The sequence below is a fragment of the Paraburkholderia caledonica genome (assembly GCF_000383275.1).
Lineage (GTDB): Bacteria > Pseudomonadota > Gammaproteobacteria > Burkholderiales > Burkholderiaceae > Paraburkholderia > Paraburkholderia caledonica.
Window position 1 is genome coordinate 414,059 of sequence record NZ_KB911037.1, and the last position, 18,252, is coordinate 432,310.

The following is an 18,252-nucleotide window of genomic DNA, read 5'->3' on the forward strand; positions in this document are numbered from 1 at the left end:
CACCCGCCGCTTCTATCCCGGCACGCTCCAGGACTCGACAATGGGCATCATCCAGCGCAACAACGTGAATATTTCCGGGCGCGGCGCGAGCACCATGGTGTTCGCGCACGGCTTCGGCTGCGACCAGAGCATGTGGCGCCGCCTCGCACCGTCGTTCCATGACGACTACCGCATCGTGCTGTTCGATCACGTGGGCAGCGGCTCGTCGGACCTCGCCGCATACGACGTCGACAAATACGATTCGCTGCACGGCTACGCGCGCGATCTGATCGAAATCGTCCGCGAAGTGTCCGACGGGCCGGTCGTGTTCGTCGGCCATTCGGTGAGTTGCATGATCGGCCTGCTCGCCGCGCTCGAAGCACCGCAACTTTTTTCCGCTCAGGCGATGGTGACTCCCTCGCCCTGCTATGTGAACGACGGCGATTACATCGGCGGCTTCACGCGCGAGGACATCGACGACCTGCTGCTCACGCTCGAGCACAACTACCTCGGCTGGTCCAGCGCAATGGCACCCGCTATCATGGGCGTGCCAGATCAGCCGGAACTCGGCGCTGAATTAATTAACAGCTTTTGCCGGACCGATCCGCGGATCGCCGCCCAGTTTGCACGTGTCACGTTTCTCTCGGATCATCGCGGTGTGCTGCCTTTGAACGTCACGCCTACGCTCATTTTGCAAGCAAGCGAAGACGTCGTCGCGCCGCGCGCGGTCGGCGAGTACATGCATCGCACGATGCGTAACAGCACGCTTCGCGTCGTCGAGAATAATGGACACTGTCCGCACGTAAGCGCGCCTGTCGCCACTGCGGAGGCCATCAGCGCTTTCCTGCGGACGACCCCAACTTAACGCAATGCAAAGTACCGACCGCCACTTGCCGCTCGCCGATGCGTTGTTCGAGCACGCCGCCTGCGGCCTCGTCGTGACCGATACCGACGGGCGCATCGTGCGCGCCAATGCAACGTTTTGCGAATGGATCGGCTATGGCGCCGCAGAGCTTACGAGCGGCATCAGCCTTCAGGACCTGCTGACAACGGGCGGCAAGGTCTTTTATCAGACGCATTGGGCGCCGCTGCTGCAAATGCAGGGCTCTGTCGCCGAGGTCAAGCTGAGCATGCTGCATCGCGACGGCCACACGGTGCCGACATTGCTCAATGCAGTGCGCCGCGTGCACGGCGACCAGAGCTACATCGAAGTCGCAGTGCTCATCGTCGCCGATCGTCATAAGTACGAGCAGGAACTCGTGCTCGCGCGGCGAAATGCGGAGGCTTCGGTGGCCGCGCATCAGCGGGCACAAAGGGAATTGCAGGAAAGCCGCGACGTATTGAGTCTGGCCATGCGCGGCGCGCGCATGGGCGCGTGGTCACACGAACCGAAGACCGGCAAGTTCTGGTGGAGCCGCGAACTGGAAGCGCTCGCGGGTTACGCCGAAGGACGCCTCGCCATTACAACGCGCGGTTTTTTCGAACTGATTCATCCGGGCGATCTGCTCGCGCTCAACGAAGCCGTCGATCATGCGGTGCGAACCCGCGACGACTACGTCGCCGAATTCCGCTTCCTGCATGCAAGCGGCGACTGGTGCTGGATGGAAGGCCGCGGCCGCGCCACTTACGACGAGCGTGGCGAGCCGCTGACGGTCTACGGGCTCGGCATCGACATTACCGAACGCAAGCAGGCGCAGACGGTGCTGCTACGCCAGGCCGCGATCTTCGAGCACTTGAGCGATGCAATCGTGATCACCGATCTGCGCGGCAACATTACCGACTTCAATGTCGGCGGCGAACGCATGCTCGGTTACCGGCTGCGCGACATTCTCGGCAAGCACGTCTCGATCTTTCATCCGCCAGAAGATGCGCTGCGTATTCGACGCGAAGTTTTCGCGAGTCTCGGCGCGTACGGCACGTGGCGGGGCGAGTTGCCGTTCGCGCGGCGCGACGGTTCGCGCGGCGTTTGCGAAACCGTGGTCAAACCGCTCGCCAACGAGCGCGGCGACATCTACGGCGCGGTGAGCATTAATCGCGACATTACCGAGCGGCGGCATGCCGAGCAGCAACTCACGCGGCTTAACGCGGAGCTTTCCAACGCGGATCGCCGCAAGGACGAATTCCTCGCGACGCTTGCGCATGAGCTACGCAATCCGCTTGCGCCGATGCGCAACGTCCTCGAAATTCTGCGTGCGAAAGAATTCAGCGATCCGCAACTGAACTGGTCGCGCGACGTGTTCTCCCGTCAATTGCAGCACATGACCCATCTTGTCGACGATCTGCTCGAGGTCTCGCGTATTACCCAAGGCAAACTGGAACTGCGCAAGCAGCGGCTCGAACTCGCGCGCGCGATGCAATCCGCGGTGGAAGCCGCGCGTGCAATCGTGCAGGCGTCCGACCATCGTCTGAGCGTGACGCTATCTCCCGAGCCGCTTTTTCTCGATGCGGACCCTACCCGCCTTTCGCAGATGATCCTCAATCTGCTGAACAACGCAGCGAAATACACGCCGCCAGGCGGCAGCATTTCGCTCACCGCACATCGCGAAGGCAACCAGGCCGTGATTACGGTGCGCGATTCGGGCATCGGCATTCCTCGCGAACATCTGAACAGCGTCTTCGAAATGTTCTCGCAACTCGCACCCGCGCTCGATCGCTCTCAAGGCGGACTCGGCATTGGGCTCGCCCTCGTGCGCGGTCTGGCGGAATTGCACGGCGGCACGGTCGCGGCATTCAGCAACGGGCCCGGCGCCGGCAGCGAATTCGTGATCCGGCTGCCGCTGTCCAGTTCCGCCGATGCACCCGCTGACAGCACGGAACCCGACAAGCCGCCGGCCGCCGGACTGCGGATAGTGATTGTCGACGACAATGCGGACGCCGCCGACAGCCTCGCAATGGTGCTCGAACTGGAGGGTCACCAGGTGCGCACGGCAAGCGACGGAGTCGCGGGACTTGCGGTGATCGCCGAATTCGCCCCACAGGCGGTCATTCTCGACATCGGTCTGCCGCTCCTCAATGGCTATGAAGTCGCTCGACGGGTTCGCAACGACTATCCGGACGCCGGCATCCGACTGATTGCGGTAACGGGCTGGGGCCAGCAACAGGACAAGCAGACGGCGGTGGAGGCCGGCTTCGATCATCACTTTACGAAGCCGGTGGACCCGAGTGAACTGCAGCGCGTGCTCAGCGGACATCAGGTCAAATGAGCGCGCGCATATTCGAGGAAGCCGAGATTGCCAGCAGTCTCGTCGCGCGCGGCATCGTGCCGGATGCGAGGCAGCGCGACGCAATCGCGGCGCTCTCTGCATTGGCTGGGTCCACAGCAAGCCACGTTGAATCGCGATATCAAGGCGTGTATTGCCATGGACTGCCTGGGCGCGGCAAAAGTCTCGTGGTGGATACCGCGTTCGAACTCGCGGATTGCCGCAAGCGGCGCCTGCATTTTCACGAGTTTCTCCGCGAGATGAATCAACGCCTCGTGAACGAACCGCGTGGCGACGACAGGCTCGGCTCCGTGTCGATGCAATGGCTCGATGGCATTGAGTTGCTATGCTTCGACGAATTCCACGTGCACGATATCGCGGACGCGTTTCTGATGGGCCGCTTTCTCGACACGGCGATCAAGTTCGGCACGCGCATCATGCTGACGTCGAACTATGCGCCCGACGGCCTTTTATCCGACCCCGAGTTTCACGAGCGTTTCCTGCCCACCATCGAGCAGATCAAGCGGCATTTCCGCGTGATCCATTTCGACGGCGCGCGTGACTACCGGTTCGGCGGCGAACAGCATGACACGCCGCACTTCTTCGCCCCGCTCGATGCAGCCGCTCACAACGCGCTGCGTGAAATCTTCCTGCGTTACGACAGCAGCGGCGCATTCGAATCGACGAAGATCAGTGCCGCGGGACGTCCGCTCGCGGCACACGCGGTGGGCGCGGCTCTCTTGTGGGCCGACTTCGAATCACTATGTGTGGCAAGCCGTTCGCATCTCGACTATTTGGACCTCGCCGAGCGATGGCATGGACTCATAGTCGATAATTTACATACTGAATGGCTCACGAAAGCGCACACGTTGCAGCGACTCGTGTGGCTGGTCGACATTCTTTACGACCGCAAGCGTGCGCTTTTCATCGCATCGGACGAACCGATTCATGAGGCCTTGCGAGGACTCGAAGGCGCACATGATCTATCGAGAACGCTGAGTCGGCTCGCGGAGATGCAATCGCGCGCTTATCGCAGCACGCTCGAAGAAGCGACGGACGCGTCCGCCGCAACTGCGCCCGAGCGCTAAATCAGCGGGTGTGGCTAAGCGCAAAGCGCGGCTGCAAATCTTGCAAAGACTGTGCTCGTTCGCGTCATTCGCCTAACCGGTTCGCGAAGCGTTCCCCACTGCGTAGCGACGCAGATCGCGCCGTGCAGCCTCGACGACACCCTTTTTCACGCACGCACGCCGCGCGTCCGGGAATGCGACCTGCTACCGCCGTTGCGCACTCATTCTTCAGCGGATATGCACTCCGCCCTTTTGCCGACATGATCAGAACCGCTTCGGTCGCCGCCGCGCTTTGCGCGGCATGTCTTTCCTCCGCCTGCGTGCATATCGGACCCTCGCGCCTGAAAGCCGATCAGGTCGACTATGCGCGTGCACTCGGCGACGCGAAGAAACGCGAGATTCTTGCAGCCGTGGTCGGCCTTCGTTATGGCGACGCGCCTGCGTTTCTGACCGTCAGCAGCATCATCGCCGCCTACACGTTCGACGCCACCGGCGGCGCAACCGCTAACGCGGGCTCCGGTAGCCAGCCGAACTACGCACTCGCCACCGGCAGCGTGTCGTATTCGAATCACCCTACCTTCACGTTCACGCCGACGACCGGCGAAGCGTTCGCCTCCGCTTACATCCGGCCGCTAGCGCCCGCACTCGTGCTGCCGCTCGCCGAAGGCGGCATTCCTATCGACCTGCTGTTGCGCATCACCGCGCAATCGGTGGGAGGCTTGCAGAACGGCAATGCGCTCGGCGGAGAAAACAGCGCGGGCGCGCCCGGCTTTTTCGAGTTGCTGCGTTCGCTGCGCCGCCTGCAACTGGCAGGCGAGTTGAACGTCGAGTCGCGCAACGTGGGCACCAAAAATGAGCAGATGAGCGTGTTTCTGGTGATGGGAGCAACCACGAGCGGCGAGTCGCCGCAAACGGCGGCCGATCTGGCCCGCGTGCGCAAGTTGCTGCATCTGTCGTCGAAAACGCGCAGCTATGAAATCGTCTACGGGCCCTCTTCCGCATGGCAGAAAGCGGACAAGATTCCGATGGTGACGCGCTCGGTGCTCGGCATCCTGACCGATCTCGGTGCACAGGTGCAGGTGCCCGTCGAGCGCATAACCGACGGCTCGACAAAGCCGACCGTGGGCCTGATCGGCGGAGAGACGAGACCGACGATCATCATTCACTCGGGCGGGAGCGCGCCTGACAATGCGTACGTGATGATTCCGTACGGGACGTCGTCATACTGGGTCGATCGCAACGACTTCGACTCGAAATACGCATTCACGGTCGTGCAAAACCTGATGGCGCTCGCCGAGGCGGATACCAGCAGCAAAGCGCCCGTTGTGACGATTCCGGCAAATTGAATTGAACTGAAGCGGGTCGAACGCGGCGGCTTGCGCCTTCTCACAGTCAGCGCTGACGCTCGATAAAAAGCCGGCGGTTTTCATACCGCCGGCTTTTTTTCGCTGCTGCTCAGCTTATTGCCTGTGTTACAGCTTACGCACTACTCCTGGCTGCGCTTTCCCTGTACCCGCGCAATCTGCTGCTTCGCCGCTTCATAAACATGCTCGGGCGTGAAGCCGAATTTCTTCTTCAGATCGGAAAGCGGCGCGGATGCGCCGAACGTGTGCATCACCACTTGCGCGCCGAGCCGGCCGACGTATCGGTCCCAGCCCAGCGAGGCGGCCTGCTCGACGGCCACGCGCGCATCGATGTCGGGCGGCAGCACCGCGTCCTGATAGGCTTCGTCCTGCCGCTCGAACAGATCCCATGACGGCATCGACACCACGCGCGCGGCAATGCCCTCGCTCTTCAGTTTCTCGTACGCGTCGACGCAAATCGACAACTCGCTGCCCGTCGCGAGCAGAATGACTTGCGGCTTCTGTCCGTCGGGCGCGTCGGCTAGCACATAGGCGCCCTTCTTCACGCCCTCGGCCGAGGCATAACGGCTGCGGTCGAGAGTCGGCAGCGCCTGCCGCGACACGACGATGCACGAAGGACGCCGCTTTTGCGTAACTGCGACTCGCCACGCTTCGGCTACTTCGTTTGCATCGCCCGGACGCAGCACGGTGAGGCCGGGAACGCCGCGCAGCGACGCCAATTGCTCGATAGGCTGGTGCGTCGGGCCATCTTCGCCGACGCCGATCGAATCGTGGGTGAACACATAGATCGACTCGACTTCCATGATCGCCGACAGGCGGATCGGCGGCTTCATGTAGTCGCTGAAAATCAGGAATGTCGAGCCGAACGGCCGCAAATTCGACAACGCGAGGCCGTTGACCACCGCGCCCATTCCATGCTCGCGAATGCCGAAATGCAGATTGCGGCCGCCGTAATTGTCGTGCTCGAAGCTACCCGCGCCCTCGAATTTCAGATTCGTTTTCGTGGATGGCGCGAGGTCGGCCGCGCCGCCGAGCATCCACGGAACGCGCGCGGCAATCGCGTTGAGCACCTTGCCCGACGACTCGCGTGACGCCATGCCTTTGGCGTCTGCGTCGAAGGTCGGAATGTCGCTGTCCCAGCCGACCGGCAAACCATGCGCCTCGATCAGCGCGAATTCGCGCGACAGTTCCGGATATTGCTTGCTGTAGGCGTCGTACTTCGCCTGCCATTCGGCGCGCGCCGCCTTGCCGCGCGCGCCGATGCCCGCGGCGAAACGTTCGTGCACGCCTTCGGGCACGTAGAAGAATTTGTCTTCCGGCCAGCCGTAAAACTTTTTAGTGAGCGCGACTTCCTCGACGCCGAGCGCCTCGCCGTGCGCCGCTGACGTGTCCTGCTTGTTGGGTGCGCCCCAGCCGATGATGCTGTTCACCACGATCAGCGTCGGCCGGTCGGTAATGCTTTTTGCTTCGACGAATGCGGCTTCCAGCGCAGCGGCGTCGTTCGCATCGTTCACATGTAGCGTATGCCAGTTGTAACCGCGGAAGCGGCTTTCGACATCGTCGCTATAGGCGAGATCGGTATGTCCTTCGATCGTCACGCGATTGCTGTCGTAGATCCAGATCAGATTGGACAGCTTCAGATGGCCCGCGAGCGAGGCCGCTTCGTGCGAGATGCCTTCCATCATGTCGCCGTCGCCGCACAGCGCGTAGACGCGGTAGTCGAAAAGCGGCGCGTCCGGCTTGTTGAAGCGGTTCTCGTACCAGCGGGCCGCCATCGCCATGCCGACGCTATTGCCGAGGCCCTGGCCGAGCGGACCTGTCGTGGTTTCGACGCCCGTCGTCATCCGGTATTCAGGGTGGCCCGGCGTCTTGCTGTCGATCTGGCGGAAACGCTCGATGTCTTCCAGCGAAACGGCGGGCTTGCCGGTCGGCTTGCCCTCTTCGTCCACTGCCTTCACGTTCGCCAGATGCAGCAGCGAATACAGCAGCATCGACGCATGCCCGACCGACAGCACGAAGCGGTCGCGATTGGGCCACAACGGCTCGTCCGGGTCGTAGCGCAAATGGTTCTGCCACAAATGGTAGGCGACCGGCGCGAGCGCCATTGGCGTGCCGGGGTGGCCTGAATTGGCCTTCTGGACAGCGTCCATCGACAGCGTGCGGATCGTATTGATGCACAACTGATCGAGGGCGGGATCGTTTTGCATGGGACACTCCTTGTTCGGCCGTTGGAAACATTGCCTGCGCGCGCTGCCGCGACGTCGCCGGCAAGCGGTGTTCAGGGGAAACAACGCATGAAGAGCTCAGCAAGCCTCATGGATGATGCGCCGATGCGCGCAAATCTGCACGCTGCGTGACATCGGGCTCGTTGCTGGAACTCTGGCGGACGTGCCGACGGGCGCGGCTAGGCCGCGTTCAGCCAATGCTCGCAAAGGGGGCCATGCTTGCCGTCGACAGGATCCATCTTCGGGAACGGCAGCGCATGCATTGCGGCAAGCTCCTGCGGGGTCAGCGCTTCGCGGCGGATATCCCACTGCTGGCCTGCGGGATAGGCCCCCACCACGCGGAAGCGGCCTTCGAACGATTGCAGGCAATGGCCGGTGCCGGCGGGCAGCAGCAGGACGTCGCCCGCGGACACGCTGACCACCTTGCCGCCCGGACCGCCGACTATCACATCCGCGGAACCGTCCGACACGCCGAGCACTTCGTGAGCGGTCGAGTGAAAGTGGTGGTAGTCGAAGATGCCGTCGCGCCACTGCGGCGGCCATTCGTTGCGTGCGAACAGCAGTTCGAACGCCTTGGCGAGGTCGCCGATCGCGGGGTCCACTGCCTGCCTGTAGATCACGACCGGCAGCTTGCTGTTATTCGGTACCCAGTCGTGCGGTTCGAGCATGAAGGCTTCGTACTCGGTCTGCGCTGCGTCGAATCCGTGCTTCGAATGTTCCTGCATGGTTGGCTCCTGTGGGTAGCGGGGCGCGTCCGGCGTGCGTGTGCCGGAGGGCGCGATATTGCAGCGCCGCATAAAGCGCGCCCGCTCCGCGGCATGTCGCTGCCCGGGTTGATCCCACGACGCATTTAACTCGCACGAAGCTGCCGCGACGGGCGGCAGCCACGCCTTGGCCCGGCGATCACACCATCACAGCGACGCTCGATCAAACCGTTCAACCGCCGCCAATGCCCTGCAGCACTTTGCCGGTGCCGCCGCACACGGTGCACTGTACTTCCTCTACCTTGCCGGTTCCCTTGCATGCCGGGCAGATATCTTCGCCGACGCCGGGCGCGTCGGGGGGCGCTTCATCGCCGGGGTTCAGGGGTTGGTTGTCCTGTTGCATATGTCTCTCCGTTCGCTGTTGACCGCATCAGTTCTTGTGCGACGCGCGGCCGCCGCCGCCCGCAGGCTCGCCGTGCGTGCCGGTGCCGAGCGGCACCTCGGCGGTCTGCTCCGGACGTTCGTTCGAGCGCGGTGGATTGGTTTGCTTGTCGACTCCGGTCTGCACGACCGGTTCGATGCCGAGGGGACTCGGCTCCACGTACTGCGCGCCGCTCGGCTTGTTGCGTTCTTTCACTTCCGGCGAAACCTCGGGAGCGCCGGAATTCTCGCTGGGTGTGTCAGGCTGCATATCGCTCTCCTTTTATCGGCTACCTCGTGAGTGCAGCAACATACGGACCCTGCCGGACTGCATCGGACCGCACGCCGAGGGGCGTCCCGTTACGGCTCGCAAGCGTCGCGGACATCGGTAAAGTGGGCACGTGCATTGCGTCGCCAGAACTGAAGCTTCGGATTCATCTTTGTAAAAAGGAGCACTTCATGACAGTGACGACAATTCGCATCTCCGACACGGAAGTTCAGGTCGAGCGAACGCTATACACGTTCGCGCAAAAGAGCGATGCCGACGCGTTCGCGCAGTGCGTAGTGAACGATTCGATCGACACCTGCTATCGCAGTCATCCGCCGCTCTCGGCGCGGCCCACCGTCCCCGATGAACATCCGGACGATCCGAATCGCGGCAGCACGATCTCGCCGTCGCTCGGTGGCATGCCTTGACGAGCGCACACGCGCCGCAGTCAACGTTCCGGCGATTTGCGGTCGGCCGCGACGATCTGCTTGCCATACTCGATGGCGGCACGGCGCGCCTGATCGGCCGTCTCGTACGGTCCGATTTCCGGCGCACCGTCGAACGGAAAAAGTATCCTTCGATCCGCTCTGCGGACGACCTTCAGTCCACCTACGTAACGGCCGTCGCCTGTTCCGTGATAGCTGGCGAAAATCTCGAATTCGTCATCAGCAACGTCGGCCTTATGTCGCGCCATTTGTGTATTCCCTATCCCTGTCGATGCTCGATGAGCACCCCACGCTTAACTGCGCAATGCCTGGTGCATTGCGCGATGAAACACAGCAATGGCCGTTCCACGCGCGAAAGGCACTACGCAAAGGGCGATTGGGGACAAAGGGACATGCGCATTGCACGCAATGATCAGAGACAAAAGTTGGAGGTAACGATGGCCGGTTCAAACTCGCCCGATGGGACGGCGTTCGTCATGCATACGCCGATGCCGCCCGAGGTCGATCCCGAGGCGCCGCCGCCTCCGAACATCGATCCCGATCCACCCGCGACGCCCGACGACGACCCAGGCGGGCTGCCGCCGGCCGCGCCGGAAGGCGACCCGCCTGCGAAGCCGCCGCCAATGCGTGCCTCGTCACGGCTCGCGTGACGAGGCGGTCATTGAGCGGTGCTCAGCGTAGCCGGGCGACGTCCTTCTCGCTCACGCGCTGGGCTGCGGGGTTGCCGAACTGCGTCGTCACGTAGTTCGTGAGCGCGGCAATCTGCGCGTCGTTCAGTTGTGCGGCGAAGGCCGGCATGCCGACGTCGTTGCCTGCAGCTTTGCGTTGCACGCCGTGCAGAATGACCTGCATCAGGTTGCCCGGATTCGACGCACCCACCGTCGAGTTGTGCAGCAACGGCGGATAGTAGCCGTCCGGTGTGCCCTTGCCGCTCGCCTGGTGACAGGTCGCGCAGTTGCCCAGATAGAGCCGCGCGGGATCGAGCGTGCCGTCGTTCATCGCAACGCCTCGCAGGCGCGCCACGTCCGTCGACGGTTTGCCCCACGCGCTGCGCGAGCGCGAACCGCTCTGAGCGCCGCCGTCGTTGACCGGCGGCACCGTGCGCACATACGTCGCGATGGCGCCGATGTCGGCGTCGCTCATCTTCGAGAAGCTGTGCTCGACCGCCTCGGCCATCGGCCCCGCTGCCTGTGCGAGTCCGGGCACGCTGCCCGTTTGCAGATACTGCACGAGCTGCGTATGGCTCCATCCGCCAATGCCGCTATCGGGCGACGACGTGATGTTGTAGCCGTCCCAATCCGCGAGCACCGAGCCGCCGAGGAAGCCGCTGCCGGTTTCATCGAGCGCCTGCTCCTGCATCGCAAAGCCGCGCGGCGTGTGGCACGTGCTGCAATGCGCGAGCCCCTGCACGAGATAGGCACCACGGTTCCACTCGGCGCTCTGTTGAGGCTTCGCCTGATATGGGCCACTCTTCAGGAACATCCAGTTCCATACGGTGAGCGGCCAGCGCATGTTGAGCGGCCATGCAATGTCGCTCGCGCGCGTAGCCTGCTGCACCGGCACCACGCCGTAGCGGAAATACGCGTATAGCGCCTTCACGTCGCCGTCGCTGACCTTCGCGTAGGAGACATACGGCATCGCCGGGTACAGGTTATGGCCGTCCTTCGACACGCCCTTGCGCAGCGCGCGGTCGAAGTCTTCGAGCGACCACGTGCCGATACCCGTTTGCGGGTCGGGCGTGATGTTGCTCGAATAGATCGTGCCGAGCATCGGCACCTTGAGCGGCAGGCCGCCCGCGAACGGCTTGCCTTTCGCGGTGGTGTGACACGCCATGCAATCGCCGGCGGTGGCGAGATATTCGCCGCGTTTGATCAACGCCGCGTCGTTGCCGTCCACCGCTTTAGCGTCTTGTGCGAATGCGCAAACGGGCAGCGCCGAAGACCACGCGAAGGCGCCGGACAGCATCCAGAAAAAAGTCTTCTTCAACACGTTCACACTTCCTTCTTCAACTGGTCGGCCATGCGCAGTGCCAGCGCGGCAATGGTCAGCGTCACGTTGACGGTGCCGACGGTCGGCATCGTCGCGCTGCTCGAAATGAACAGATTCGGGTGGTCGAACGTGCGGCAATGCTTGTCGACCACGGAATCGCGCGGATCGCTGCCCATGATCGTCGCGCCCGTGATGTGGTTGTTCGGCGCGAATTCGTCGTCAAACCGGATGTCGCTGCCGCCCAGTACCTTCGCCGCGTTCGCATAGACTTCGCGGGTGTGCGCGGCGCCGCGCTTCACGTAGTCGTCGATGCGATAAGTGATCTCGGGCCGCGCAATGCCGATCGCGTCGGTCTCGGTGCGGCTCGGCACGATGCGGTTTTCCGGTTGCGGCAGAATTTCGTGGAAGCAGTCGAACTCGACGAAGCGCGCCGAGCGGTCGCGAATCTGCGCATCGAGCTCGGCGGGCTTGATGAGCTTGCCTTGCTTGAAGATTTTTTGGGTCTCCTGATCGACTCGCGACATGTTCGACAGGTGGATCTTCTTGGCCGCTTCCGTCGCGCGGAACGCGCCGTCGCGAAAGCCGATCAGCGAGGTCATTTCCTGCGGGCCGCGCCCCGGCCACAGTTTTTCGTCAGCGTAGAACGTGACGCCCGTGCCCGGGTGGTCCATCAGGTTACGACCTACCATGTCGGAGCTGTTGCCGACGCCGTTCGGAAAGTCGTGGCTCTGCGACATCAGCATGATCTTCGGCGTCTCGATGCCGTTCGCGGCGAGCACGAAATACTTGCCTTCCACGCGATGCTCGTTGCCCTGCGCATCTTTGTACAAAGCCGCCGTGATGCGCTTGTCCGTGCCGACTTCGAGTTTGTAGACCACCGCGTTGGCGATCAGCCTGGCGCCGGCCTGCTCGGCTTTTTCAACGTGCACGATGCCGTTGTACATCGCACCGATCGGGCAAATCGGCATGCAATTGTTATTGCCGCAGCAGGTCGGGCGGCCATCGTACGGACGGCTGTTGCGCGCGACCGGTTCGGTCACGACGTGATAGCGTGAGTCGAAAGCATTGAGCTTGCTCTTGATGGTCTGCTCGTTGTACGACAGCGGCAGCGGTGCCATCGGATAAGGCTGGCTGCGCGGCGAGCCGAGTTCTTCGTCGGTCGGGCCCCACACGCCGAGTTCTTCTTCGGCACGCTGGTAATACGGCTCCAGTTCCTCGTATTGCATCGGCCAGTCGCGGCCCACGCCATAGACGGTTTTCATCCTGAAGTCGTTCGGCATGAAGCGCCATGCCGATGCGGCCCAGTGCCATGTCGTGCCGCCGACCGCGCGAATGTACTGCGAGTTGAATTTATGCTCGCCCTTGAGGATCAGATAGTTGTTGGGCGGATAGTACTCAGGGTGCGGTGCCCATTTGCTCGGCGGATACGGCGCCATGAAATCCATCTTGTCCGCCTGATTGCGAAAGCGCTCGACGATCTCCCAGCGCGGCATGCGCGGCCCGGCTTCGAGCAGGATCACGGACTTGCCGGCCTGCGCCAGCTGATGCGCGACGATCGCCCCGGCGACCCCCGACCCGACCACGACGATATCGGCTTGCTCAGTGCTCTGTTGTTTATCGGCCATGGCTTATGCTTGCCTCTCGACGGGTTTTGCAGCCCAGAAGCCGGGCTTGTTCGGGCAATACGAGCGGATGATCAGCGTGTCGGATACCACGCCGAACATCAGCGCCTGCTCATAGGTAATGACGACGTCATCGACGGTGCCGAGATACCACGCTTCCATGATCTTCAGCGCAAGCGCCTGTTGAGCGGCATCGGCGGAACCGGCGGCGAGCGCGCCCGCGAGCTTCGGCAATTGCTGCGCGAGTTCGGGCGTGGACTTCTGCAGCGCGGCAAAGAGCCGGGTGCCGACGTCGCGATCGAGCGCGGACTTTTCGGTCAGCGATTGCGACAACGTCATGAAGGTGTCGATGGGAGCGGACGACGAGTCGTCGGCCAGTGCCTTGAGCGTGAGCGAGCCGGTCAGGCCCGCGGCCGCCAACGCGAGCGCGCCCTGCAGCCAGCGGCGGCGCGTCATGGTCGACGGCTCACCGCTCGCGGCGTGCTCGCCGAGAGAGTCTTGTGGAGTCAATGTTCTTATCCCTTGTGAGGCGTGGTTCAAAACTTGTTGATGCGGTAATGCCGGTAATGAAATGAAGCGTGTGATACGCGATTAAACGAAACGCCGCTGCCCGACAATCAGGCCGCGCTTCAGAACTGATGCAGCATGCCGACATAGGCACCCGTCTGCGATTCGCCGACGAGCGGGCTCGTGTTGCTGGTCGAATCGCGCGGCGAGGCTTCGAGCGAGAAGTTCGCGTTGCTGCTGTTGCGCACGTAACCTACCGTGCCGTAAAGGAATGTTCGCTTCGAGAGGTTGTACGTGGTGCCGAGTACGTACATCATCGCGTGGCCCGAGGGATCATGCGCGGCGTCGCCGCTGCCGTCGCCGACCTTCACGTAATAGCCGCCCGCGGTGACGGCCCAGCGCGGCTGGAAGTTGTATGTCGCGCCAAGCCAGTAGTGGTCGGCTGTATCGGCGACGCCCGCTGGCGAGTCCGGCGCCGAGTAATGCGTATAGGCGCCCTGAATCTTGACCGCGTCGAAATGCACGTTCGCGCCCACGAAGTACTCGCGCGAACTCTGGAAAATGTTCGAGAAGCGGCCGTTGCTGTCGCGCAGTTCGTCGTAGATGCCGCGCACGTCGAAGAGCTGCGAATGGTAGGTCAGCATGATGCCGTCCGAGCGGCCGAACTCGCCGCTCGCGCCGCTGTTGAAGGCACCCGGCTGATTGCCGAACGCGTACTGCGCCTGCACGTCGAAGCCCCAGAACACCGGGCTGTGGTACTCGACGTTATTGCTGGTCTGCTGCCAGTTGCGACCCCGCACGAGCGACGCCGACGAAAACGCCTGCTGCACGAACGGATCGAATTCCCAAACACCGTCGCTGTCGATGAAAAGATTACGACCCGCTTGCAACGTGCCCCATTGCTGGCTGCTGAGTCCGGCGAAGGCGCGCCGCGACCAGAGCCGTCCGCCGCTCGTCGTGCCGTCCATCACCTGCAGACCGGTCTCCAGTGTGAAGATCGCTTTCAGTCCGCCGCCCAGTTCTTCATTGCCCTTGAGACCCAGCATGCTGGTGCCCCAATCGCCGCCTTCGGCGCGCCAGCGGTTAGAGCTTCCGCCCGTGCCGTTGTTAATGTGATTCAGATATTCGACGCCGGCATCCAGACGGCCATATAGCGTTACGCTTGTTTGACCATATGCAAGCGGACTTGCCACCGCAAGAGCGGCCACCAGTTTTGTGTGTAGTCTCATTGTATTGGCGTGAGTTCGTGTGACGCGGTATGGGGCAAAGCATGAGCACTGCATGACGCAATGCGAACTGCGGACGGCTCGAAGTAATGCGGCTCGAAGTAATGCGGCTCGACGCCAGGTGCTGCCAGAGGAGATGGCACGCGCGATGTTGTAAAACTACACGCAGTGCCGCCGAACTATAGGCGATGCGCGCTCGGCGAACTACCCGTTTCGCGCAATAGACTTTTGCGACGCATGGACTCGACTGCGGGGCTGCCGTCTGAGTACCGCATCGATTACCGGTTCACCGCCGGCTGCATCGTCGCGATCGGAATGAGGAACTCCGAGAAACCGGTCAGCATGATCTGCACGCCGATGCACAGCAACAGAAAGGACGAGACGCGCATCGCTACCTTGGTACCTTCCACGCCGAGGTACCGCGCGAAGATGACGGCACGGCTGTAGATCAGATAGACCGTGAGCGCGACCGCGAGTGAGATCACAACCGACGCGATGCTCGACAGCACGAACTCCGACAGCTTATGCGTACGGTTCGCGGTCAGCGCGACGGCCGTGGCGATCGAGCCCGGTCCGGTGGTCAATGGAATGGTCAGGGGGAAGAACGCTCTCGCCTTCGCGTTCTCGGCATCCACGCGCTTGACGGTCGGCTGTTCGGCGGGCTGTGTATCGGGCGCATTCAGCATTTGCCAGCCGCCCACCGCCACAGCAAGGCCGCCGCCGATGCGCAGCGCCTGCATCGAAATGCCGAAGAAATGCAGAATGGGCGTGCCGATAAAAAACGCCACCAGTAGCACGCACACGACATTGATCGCGATCTTTCTTGCGAGTGCGGTGCGTTCCTCGGTGGTCAGTGAGGCGGTCCGGTCGAGAAAGACAAATGCAATGCCGATCGGGTTGATGATGCTGATCAGCCCGGTAAAGCCGAACAGAATGTCCGAGATCAGACTTTCGACCATATGCGATCCGTGTCGAGCGGCGGCCAGGCACTGCGACTGCTGCACACTGGTGCGCCGCGCCGTGTAGTTGAACTGAAGCGCCGAAGCCTCAGACCTGCGCGCGTTGCGTGGCGAGATCATAGCGCGGCGCGATATGAACCCGGTAGAACGCGAACCTATATAGAAAGGCGTGAATGTTCTGGATGCATCCCGACTTCCACTCGCGCGCGTCGCACATTGCGGCGCAACACGAGCTCACAGTCGATGTGCCGATCGATGCGTCCGCAACTTTCGAAAAGCCTACACTTTTTTGACTTACTTTACGGGACCGAAGCATCCGGCATACAGTCGCCAGCGAAGCCGCACTTTCAACGAGACGTACTTACAGTTCGAGGAGTTGCCCCATGTTGCTTCGTGTACTCGCCGCGCTGCCGTTCATCGGCATTTTGCTCGGTGTCCCGTTTGTGAACCGGGTCGAGCCGCTCGTGCTCGGCATGCCGTTCGTGCTGGGCTGGATCGTCGCGTGGGTGGTGTTGAGTTCGATCATCATGGCGATCGTGTACCGGCTCGACGCTTCGAACCGGCACGTCGCCGCTGACGGCGAGGAGGTCCGGCCATGAGCGCACTCGTTATCATTGCAGCCATTACGCTCTTTGCGCTCTTTCTCGGCGTGCGCGCGAAGCATGGCCATGACATGAGCCTCGAACAATGGACTGTGGGCGGCCGCAGCTTCGGCACCGCCTTCGTGTTCCTGCTGATGGCCGGCGAAATCTATACGACCTTCACGTTCCTTGGCGGCAGCGGTTTTGCCTATGGCAAGGGCGCGCCTGTCTATTACATTCTGGCCTACGGCACGCTCGCGTACATCCTTTCCTACTGGATGCTGCCGCCGATCTGGCGCTACGCAAAACAGCACCATCTCGTTTCGCAGCCGCACTTTTTCAGCCGCAAATACGATAGCCCCGCGCTCGGCACGCTCGTCGCGCTGGTCGGCGTGGCCGCGTTGATCCCCTACCTCGTGCTGCAGTTAAAGGGCTTGGGCATCATCGTCGCAACCGCTTCCTACGGCGCGATCTCGTCGACCGCTGCGATCTGGATCGGCGCGGCGGTGGTCACGGTGTATGTGATCGTCTCGGGCGTGCGCGGCTCGGCATGGAACTCCGTCGTGAAGGATCTGCTGATTCTCGCGATCGTGCTGTTCCTCGGCATTTATCTGCCGCTGCACTACTACGGCGGCCTGGGCGAAATGTTCCATGCAATCGACGCCGCCCGTCCCGGCTTTCTGACCTTCCCCGCCAAGGGTTCGAGCGTCACGTGGTTCCAGTCCACCGTGCTGCTGACGGCGCTTGGCTTCTTCATGTGGCCGCACACTTTCGGCTCGATATTCACCGCCAGGGACGAGCGCATCTTCCGCCGCAATGCGATGGTGCTGCCGCTCTACCAGCTGATCCTGCTGTTCGTGTTCTTCGTGGGCTTTGCCGCGACGCTGAAGGTGCCGGGTCTGAAGGGCGGCGATATCGACCTGTCGCTGTTCCGCCTGTCGCTGCAGACCTTCGACCCCTGGTTCGTCGGTGTGATCGGCGCGGCCGGTATTCTGACGGCGCTCGTGCCGGGCTCGATGATCCTCACCTCGGCATCCACGCTGCTCGCCAACGACGTCTATCGCGGGATGGTGAACCGCAACGCGACGGACGCCACGGTTGCCAATCTCGCGCGAATCCTGGTGCCGGTCGTCGCGCTCGTGGCGGTCGCCTTCACGCTGCACGGCGGCGAAACCATCGTCGCCCTGCTGCTGATGGGCTACAGCTTCGTCACGCAGCTTTTCCCCGCGGTTATCTGCAGCCTTTTCCCGCGCAATCGCGCGACCAAACAGGGCGCGTTTTGCGGCATCGTTGCGGGCGTCGCCGTGGTGGCGATTACCACGACCATGCATCTGACGATCGGGCAACTAATGCCGTTCCTGCCCGACGCGCTGAAAGACGTGAACATCGGCTTCGTGGCGCTGGCGGTCAACATCGTCGTATTCATCATTGTCAGTGCGATGACGCAAAGCGGACGCGTCGAGCATACGCACGCATCGGCGCATTGAATCGAAGCGCACCTTGCGCTTACCGAAAGCCGTCGCCTCGCGCGACGGCTTTTTTGTTTCCGCTAGGCAATTCAGGAGGTCAAAACTACATTCGCATGAAGAAAAGCCTGGCCCGAACGGACCGGGTGCGTCGACGCGCAAGCGGCGCGCAAACGCCATGCACCGCAGCATGGCCATGAGCCGGCCGCAAACCCAATGGGCGTGCTGG

18 protein-coding genes are annotated in these 18,252 nt (G+C 62.5%); 8 read left to right on the forward strand and 10 right to left on the reverse strand.

The window, feature by feature from the left end; translation table 11 throughout:
* The first annotated feature begins 40 nt into the window (after nucleotides 1-40).
* The 4 genes from H281_RS0114565 to H281_RS0114580 all read left to right on the forward strand — a co-directional run bounded on the left by H281_RS0114565 (nucleotide 41) and on the right by H281_RS0114580 (nucleotide 5,592).
* Nucleotides 41-844: an alpha/beta fold hydrolase gene (locus H281_RS0114565; protein WP_020067855.1), complete on the forward strand. Its 804-nt coding sequence runs from the start codon at nucleotides 41-43 to the stop codon at nucleotides 842-844.
* Between the two features lie 4 nt (nucleotides 845-848).
* The gene (locus H281_RS0114570; protein ID WP_020067856.1) at nucleotides 849-3,182 is read left to right on the forward strand and encodes a hybrid sensor histidine kinase/response regulator; all 2,334 of its coding nucleotides are present in this window, start codon (nucleotides 849-851) and stop codon (nucleotides 3,180-3,182) included.
* A gap of 8 nt (nucleotides 3,183-3,190) precedes the next feature.
* On the forward strand, nucleotides 3,191-4,267 hold the full coding sequence (zapE, locus tag H281_RS0114575; protein ID WP_027804602.1) for a cell division protein ZapE: 1,077 nt from the start codon (nucleotides 3,191-3,193) through the stop codon (nucleotides 4,265-4,267).
* 239 nt (nucleotides 4,268-4,506) lie between these two features.
* Complete coding sequence (locus H281_RS0114580) at nucleotides 4,507-5,592, forward strand: hypothetical protein (RefSeq protein ID WP_020067858.1); 1,086 nt, start codon at nucleotides 4,507-4,509, stop codon at nucleotides 5,590-5,592.
* 140 nt (nucleotides 5,593-5,732) lie between these two features.
* Here the strand turns inward: H281_RS0114580 and tkt are convergent, their stop codons facing one another.
* From tkt to H281_RS0114600, 4 genes are all read right to left on the reverse strand, one after another.
* Nucleotides 5,733-7,817, reverse strand: coding sequence for a transketolase (gene tkt / locus H281_RS0114585; RefSeq protein ID WP_020067859.1), 2,085 nt, complete (start codon nucleotides 7,815-7,817; stop codon nucleotides 5,733-5,735).
* Nucleotides 7,818-8,014: 197 nt separating this feature from the next.
* Nucleotides 8,015-8,560, reverse strand: a complete 546-nt coding sequence (locus H281_RS0114590) for a cupin domain-containing protein (RefSeq protein WP_020067860.1) — start codon at nucleotides 8,558-8,560, stop codon at nucleotides 8,015-8,017.
* Between the two features lie 211 nt (nucleotides 8,561-8,771).
* Nucleotides 8,772-8,942 carry a hypothetical protein gene (locus H281_RS36845; RefSeq protein WP_020067861.1) on the reverse strand — a complete coding sequence of 57 codons (171 nt, stop codon included), beginning with the start codon at nucleotides 8,940-8,942 and terminating at the stop codon, nucleotides 8,772-8,774.
* Between the two features lie 27 nt (nucleotides 8,943-8,969).
* Nucleotides 8,970-9,230 (reverse strand): hypothetical protein, encoded by a 261-nt coding sequence (locus H281_RS0114600; RefSeq protein ID WP_020067862.1) that lies wholly within the window; start codon nucleotides 9,228-9,230, stop codon nucleotides 8,970-8,972.
* Nucleotides 9,231-9,418: 188 nt separating this feature from the next.
* Between H281_RS0114600 and H281_RS0114605 the strand changes: the two genes are divergently transcribed.
* Nucleotides 9,419-9,655 (forward strand): hypothetical protein, encoded by a 237-nt coding sequence (locus tag H281_RS0114605; protein WP_020067863.1) that lies wholly within the window; start codon nucleotides 9,419-9,421, stop codon nucleotides 9,653-9,655.
* A 20-nt stretch (nucleotides 9,656-9,675) separates the two neighbouring features.
* Here H281_RS0114605 and H281_RS0114610 read toward each other — a convergent pair whose 3' ends face one another.
* Nucleotides 9,676-9,921 carry a DUF6723 family protein gene (locus H281_RS0114610; RefSeq protein ID WP_020067864.1) on the reverse strand — a complete coding sequence of 82 codons (246 nt, stop codon included), beginning with the start codon at nucleotides 9,919-9,921 and terminating at the stop codon, nucleotides 9,676-9,678.
* A 189-nt stretch (nucleotides 9,922-10,110) separates the two neighbouring features.
* Between H281_RS0114610 and H281_RS0114615 the strand changes: the two genes are divergently transcribed.
* A complete protein-coding gene (locus tag H281_RS0114615) occupies nucleotides 10,111-10,323 on the forward strand; it encodes a hypothetical protein (protein WP_027804603.1) in 213 nt (70 codons plus the stop codon).
* A 22-nt stretch (nucleotides 10,324-10,345) separates the two neighbouring features.
* On the opposite strand, the gene H281_RS0114620 is transcribed toward H281_RS0114615, so the two are convergent.
* The 5 genes from H281_RS0114620 to H281_RS0114640 form a co-directional block, all read right to left on the reverse strand.
* On the reverse strand, nucleotides 10,346-11,662 hold the full coding sequence (locus H281_RS0114620; RefSeq protein WP_408735241.1) for a c-type cytochrome: 1,317 nt from the start codon (nucleotides 11,660-11,662) through the stop codon (nucleotides 10,346-10,348).
* Nucleotides 11,663-11,664: 2 nt separating this feature from the next.
* A complete protein-coding gene (locus H281_RS0114625) occupies nucleotides 11,665-13,287 on the reverse strand; it encodes a GMC family oxidoreductase (protein ID WP_020067867.1) in 1,623 nt (540 codons plus the stop codon).
* Between the two features lie 3 nt (nucleotides 13,288-13,290).
* Complete coding sequence (locus tag H281_RS0114630; protein ID WP_020067868.1) at nucleotides 13,291-13,740, reverse strand: sugar dehydrogenase complex small subunit; 450 nt, start codon at nucleotides 13,738-13,740, stop codon at nucleotides 13,291-13,293.
* Between the two features lie 173 nt (nucleotides 13,741-13,913).
* Nucleotides 13,914-15,020 carry a porin gene (locus tag H281_RS0114635; RefSeq protein WP_027804606.1) on the reverse strand — a complete coding sequence of 369 codons (1,107 nt, stop codon included), beginning with the start codon at nucleotides 15,018-15,020 and terminating at the stop codon, nucleotides 13,914-13,916.
* A gap of 275 nt (nucleotides 15,021-15,295) precedes the next feature.
* Nucleotides 15,296-15,976, reverse strand: coding sequence for a MarC family protein (locus H281_RS0114640; protein WP_027804607.1), 681 nt, complete (start codon nucleotides 15,974-15,976; stop codon nucleotides 15,296-15,298).
* A 383-nt stretch (nucleotides 15,977-16,359) separates the two neighbouring features.
* Here H281_RS0114640 and H281_RS0114650 point away from each other — a divergent pair, with 383 nt between their 5' ends.
* Nucleotides 16,360-16,575 (forward strand): DUF3311 domain-containing protein, encoded by a 216-nt coding sequence (locus H281_RS0114650; protein ID WP_020067872.1) that lies wholly within the window; start codon nucleotides 16,360-16,362, stop codon nucleotides 16,573-16,575.
* Nucleotides 16,572-18,044: a sodium:solute symporter family protein gene (locus tag H281_RS0114655; protein WP_020067873.1), complete on the forward strand. Its 1,473-nt coding sequence runs from the start codon at nucleotides 16,572-16,574 to the stop codon at nucleotides 18,042-18,044. The genes H281_RS0114650 and H281_RS0114655 overlap by 4 nt, the downstream gene beginning before the upstream one ends.
* Nucleotides 18,045-18,252 lie beyond the last annotated feature (208 nt).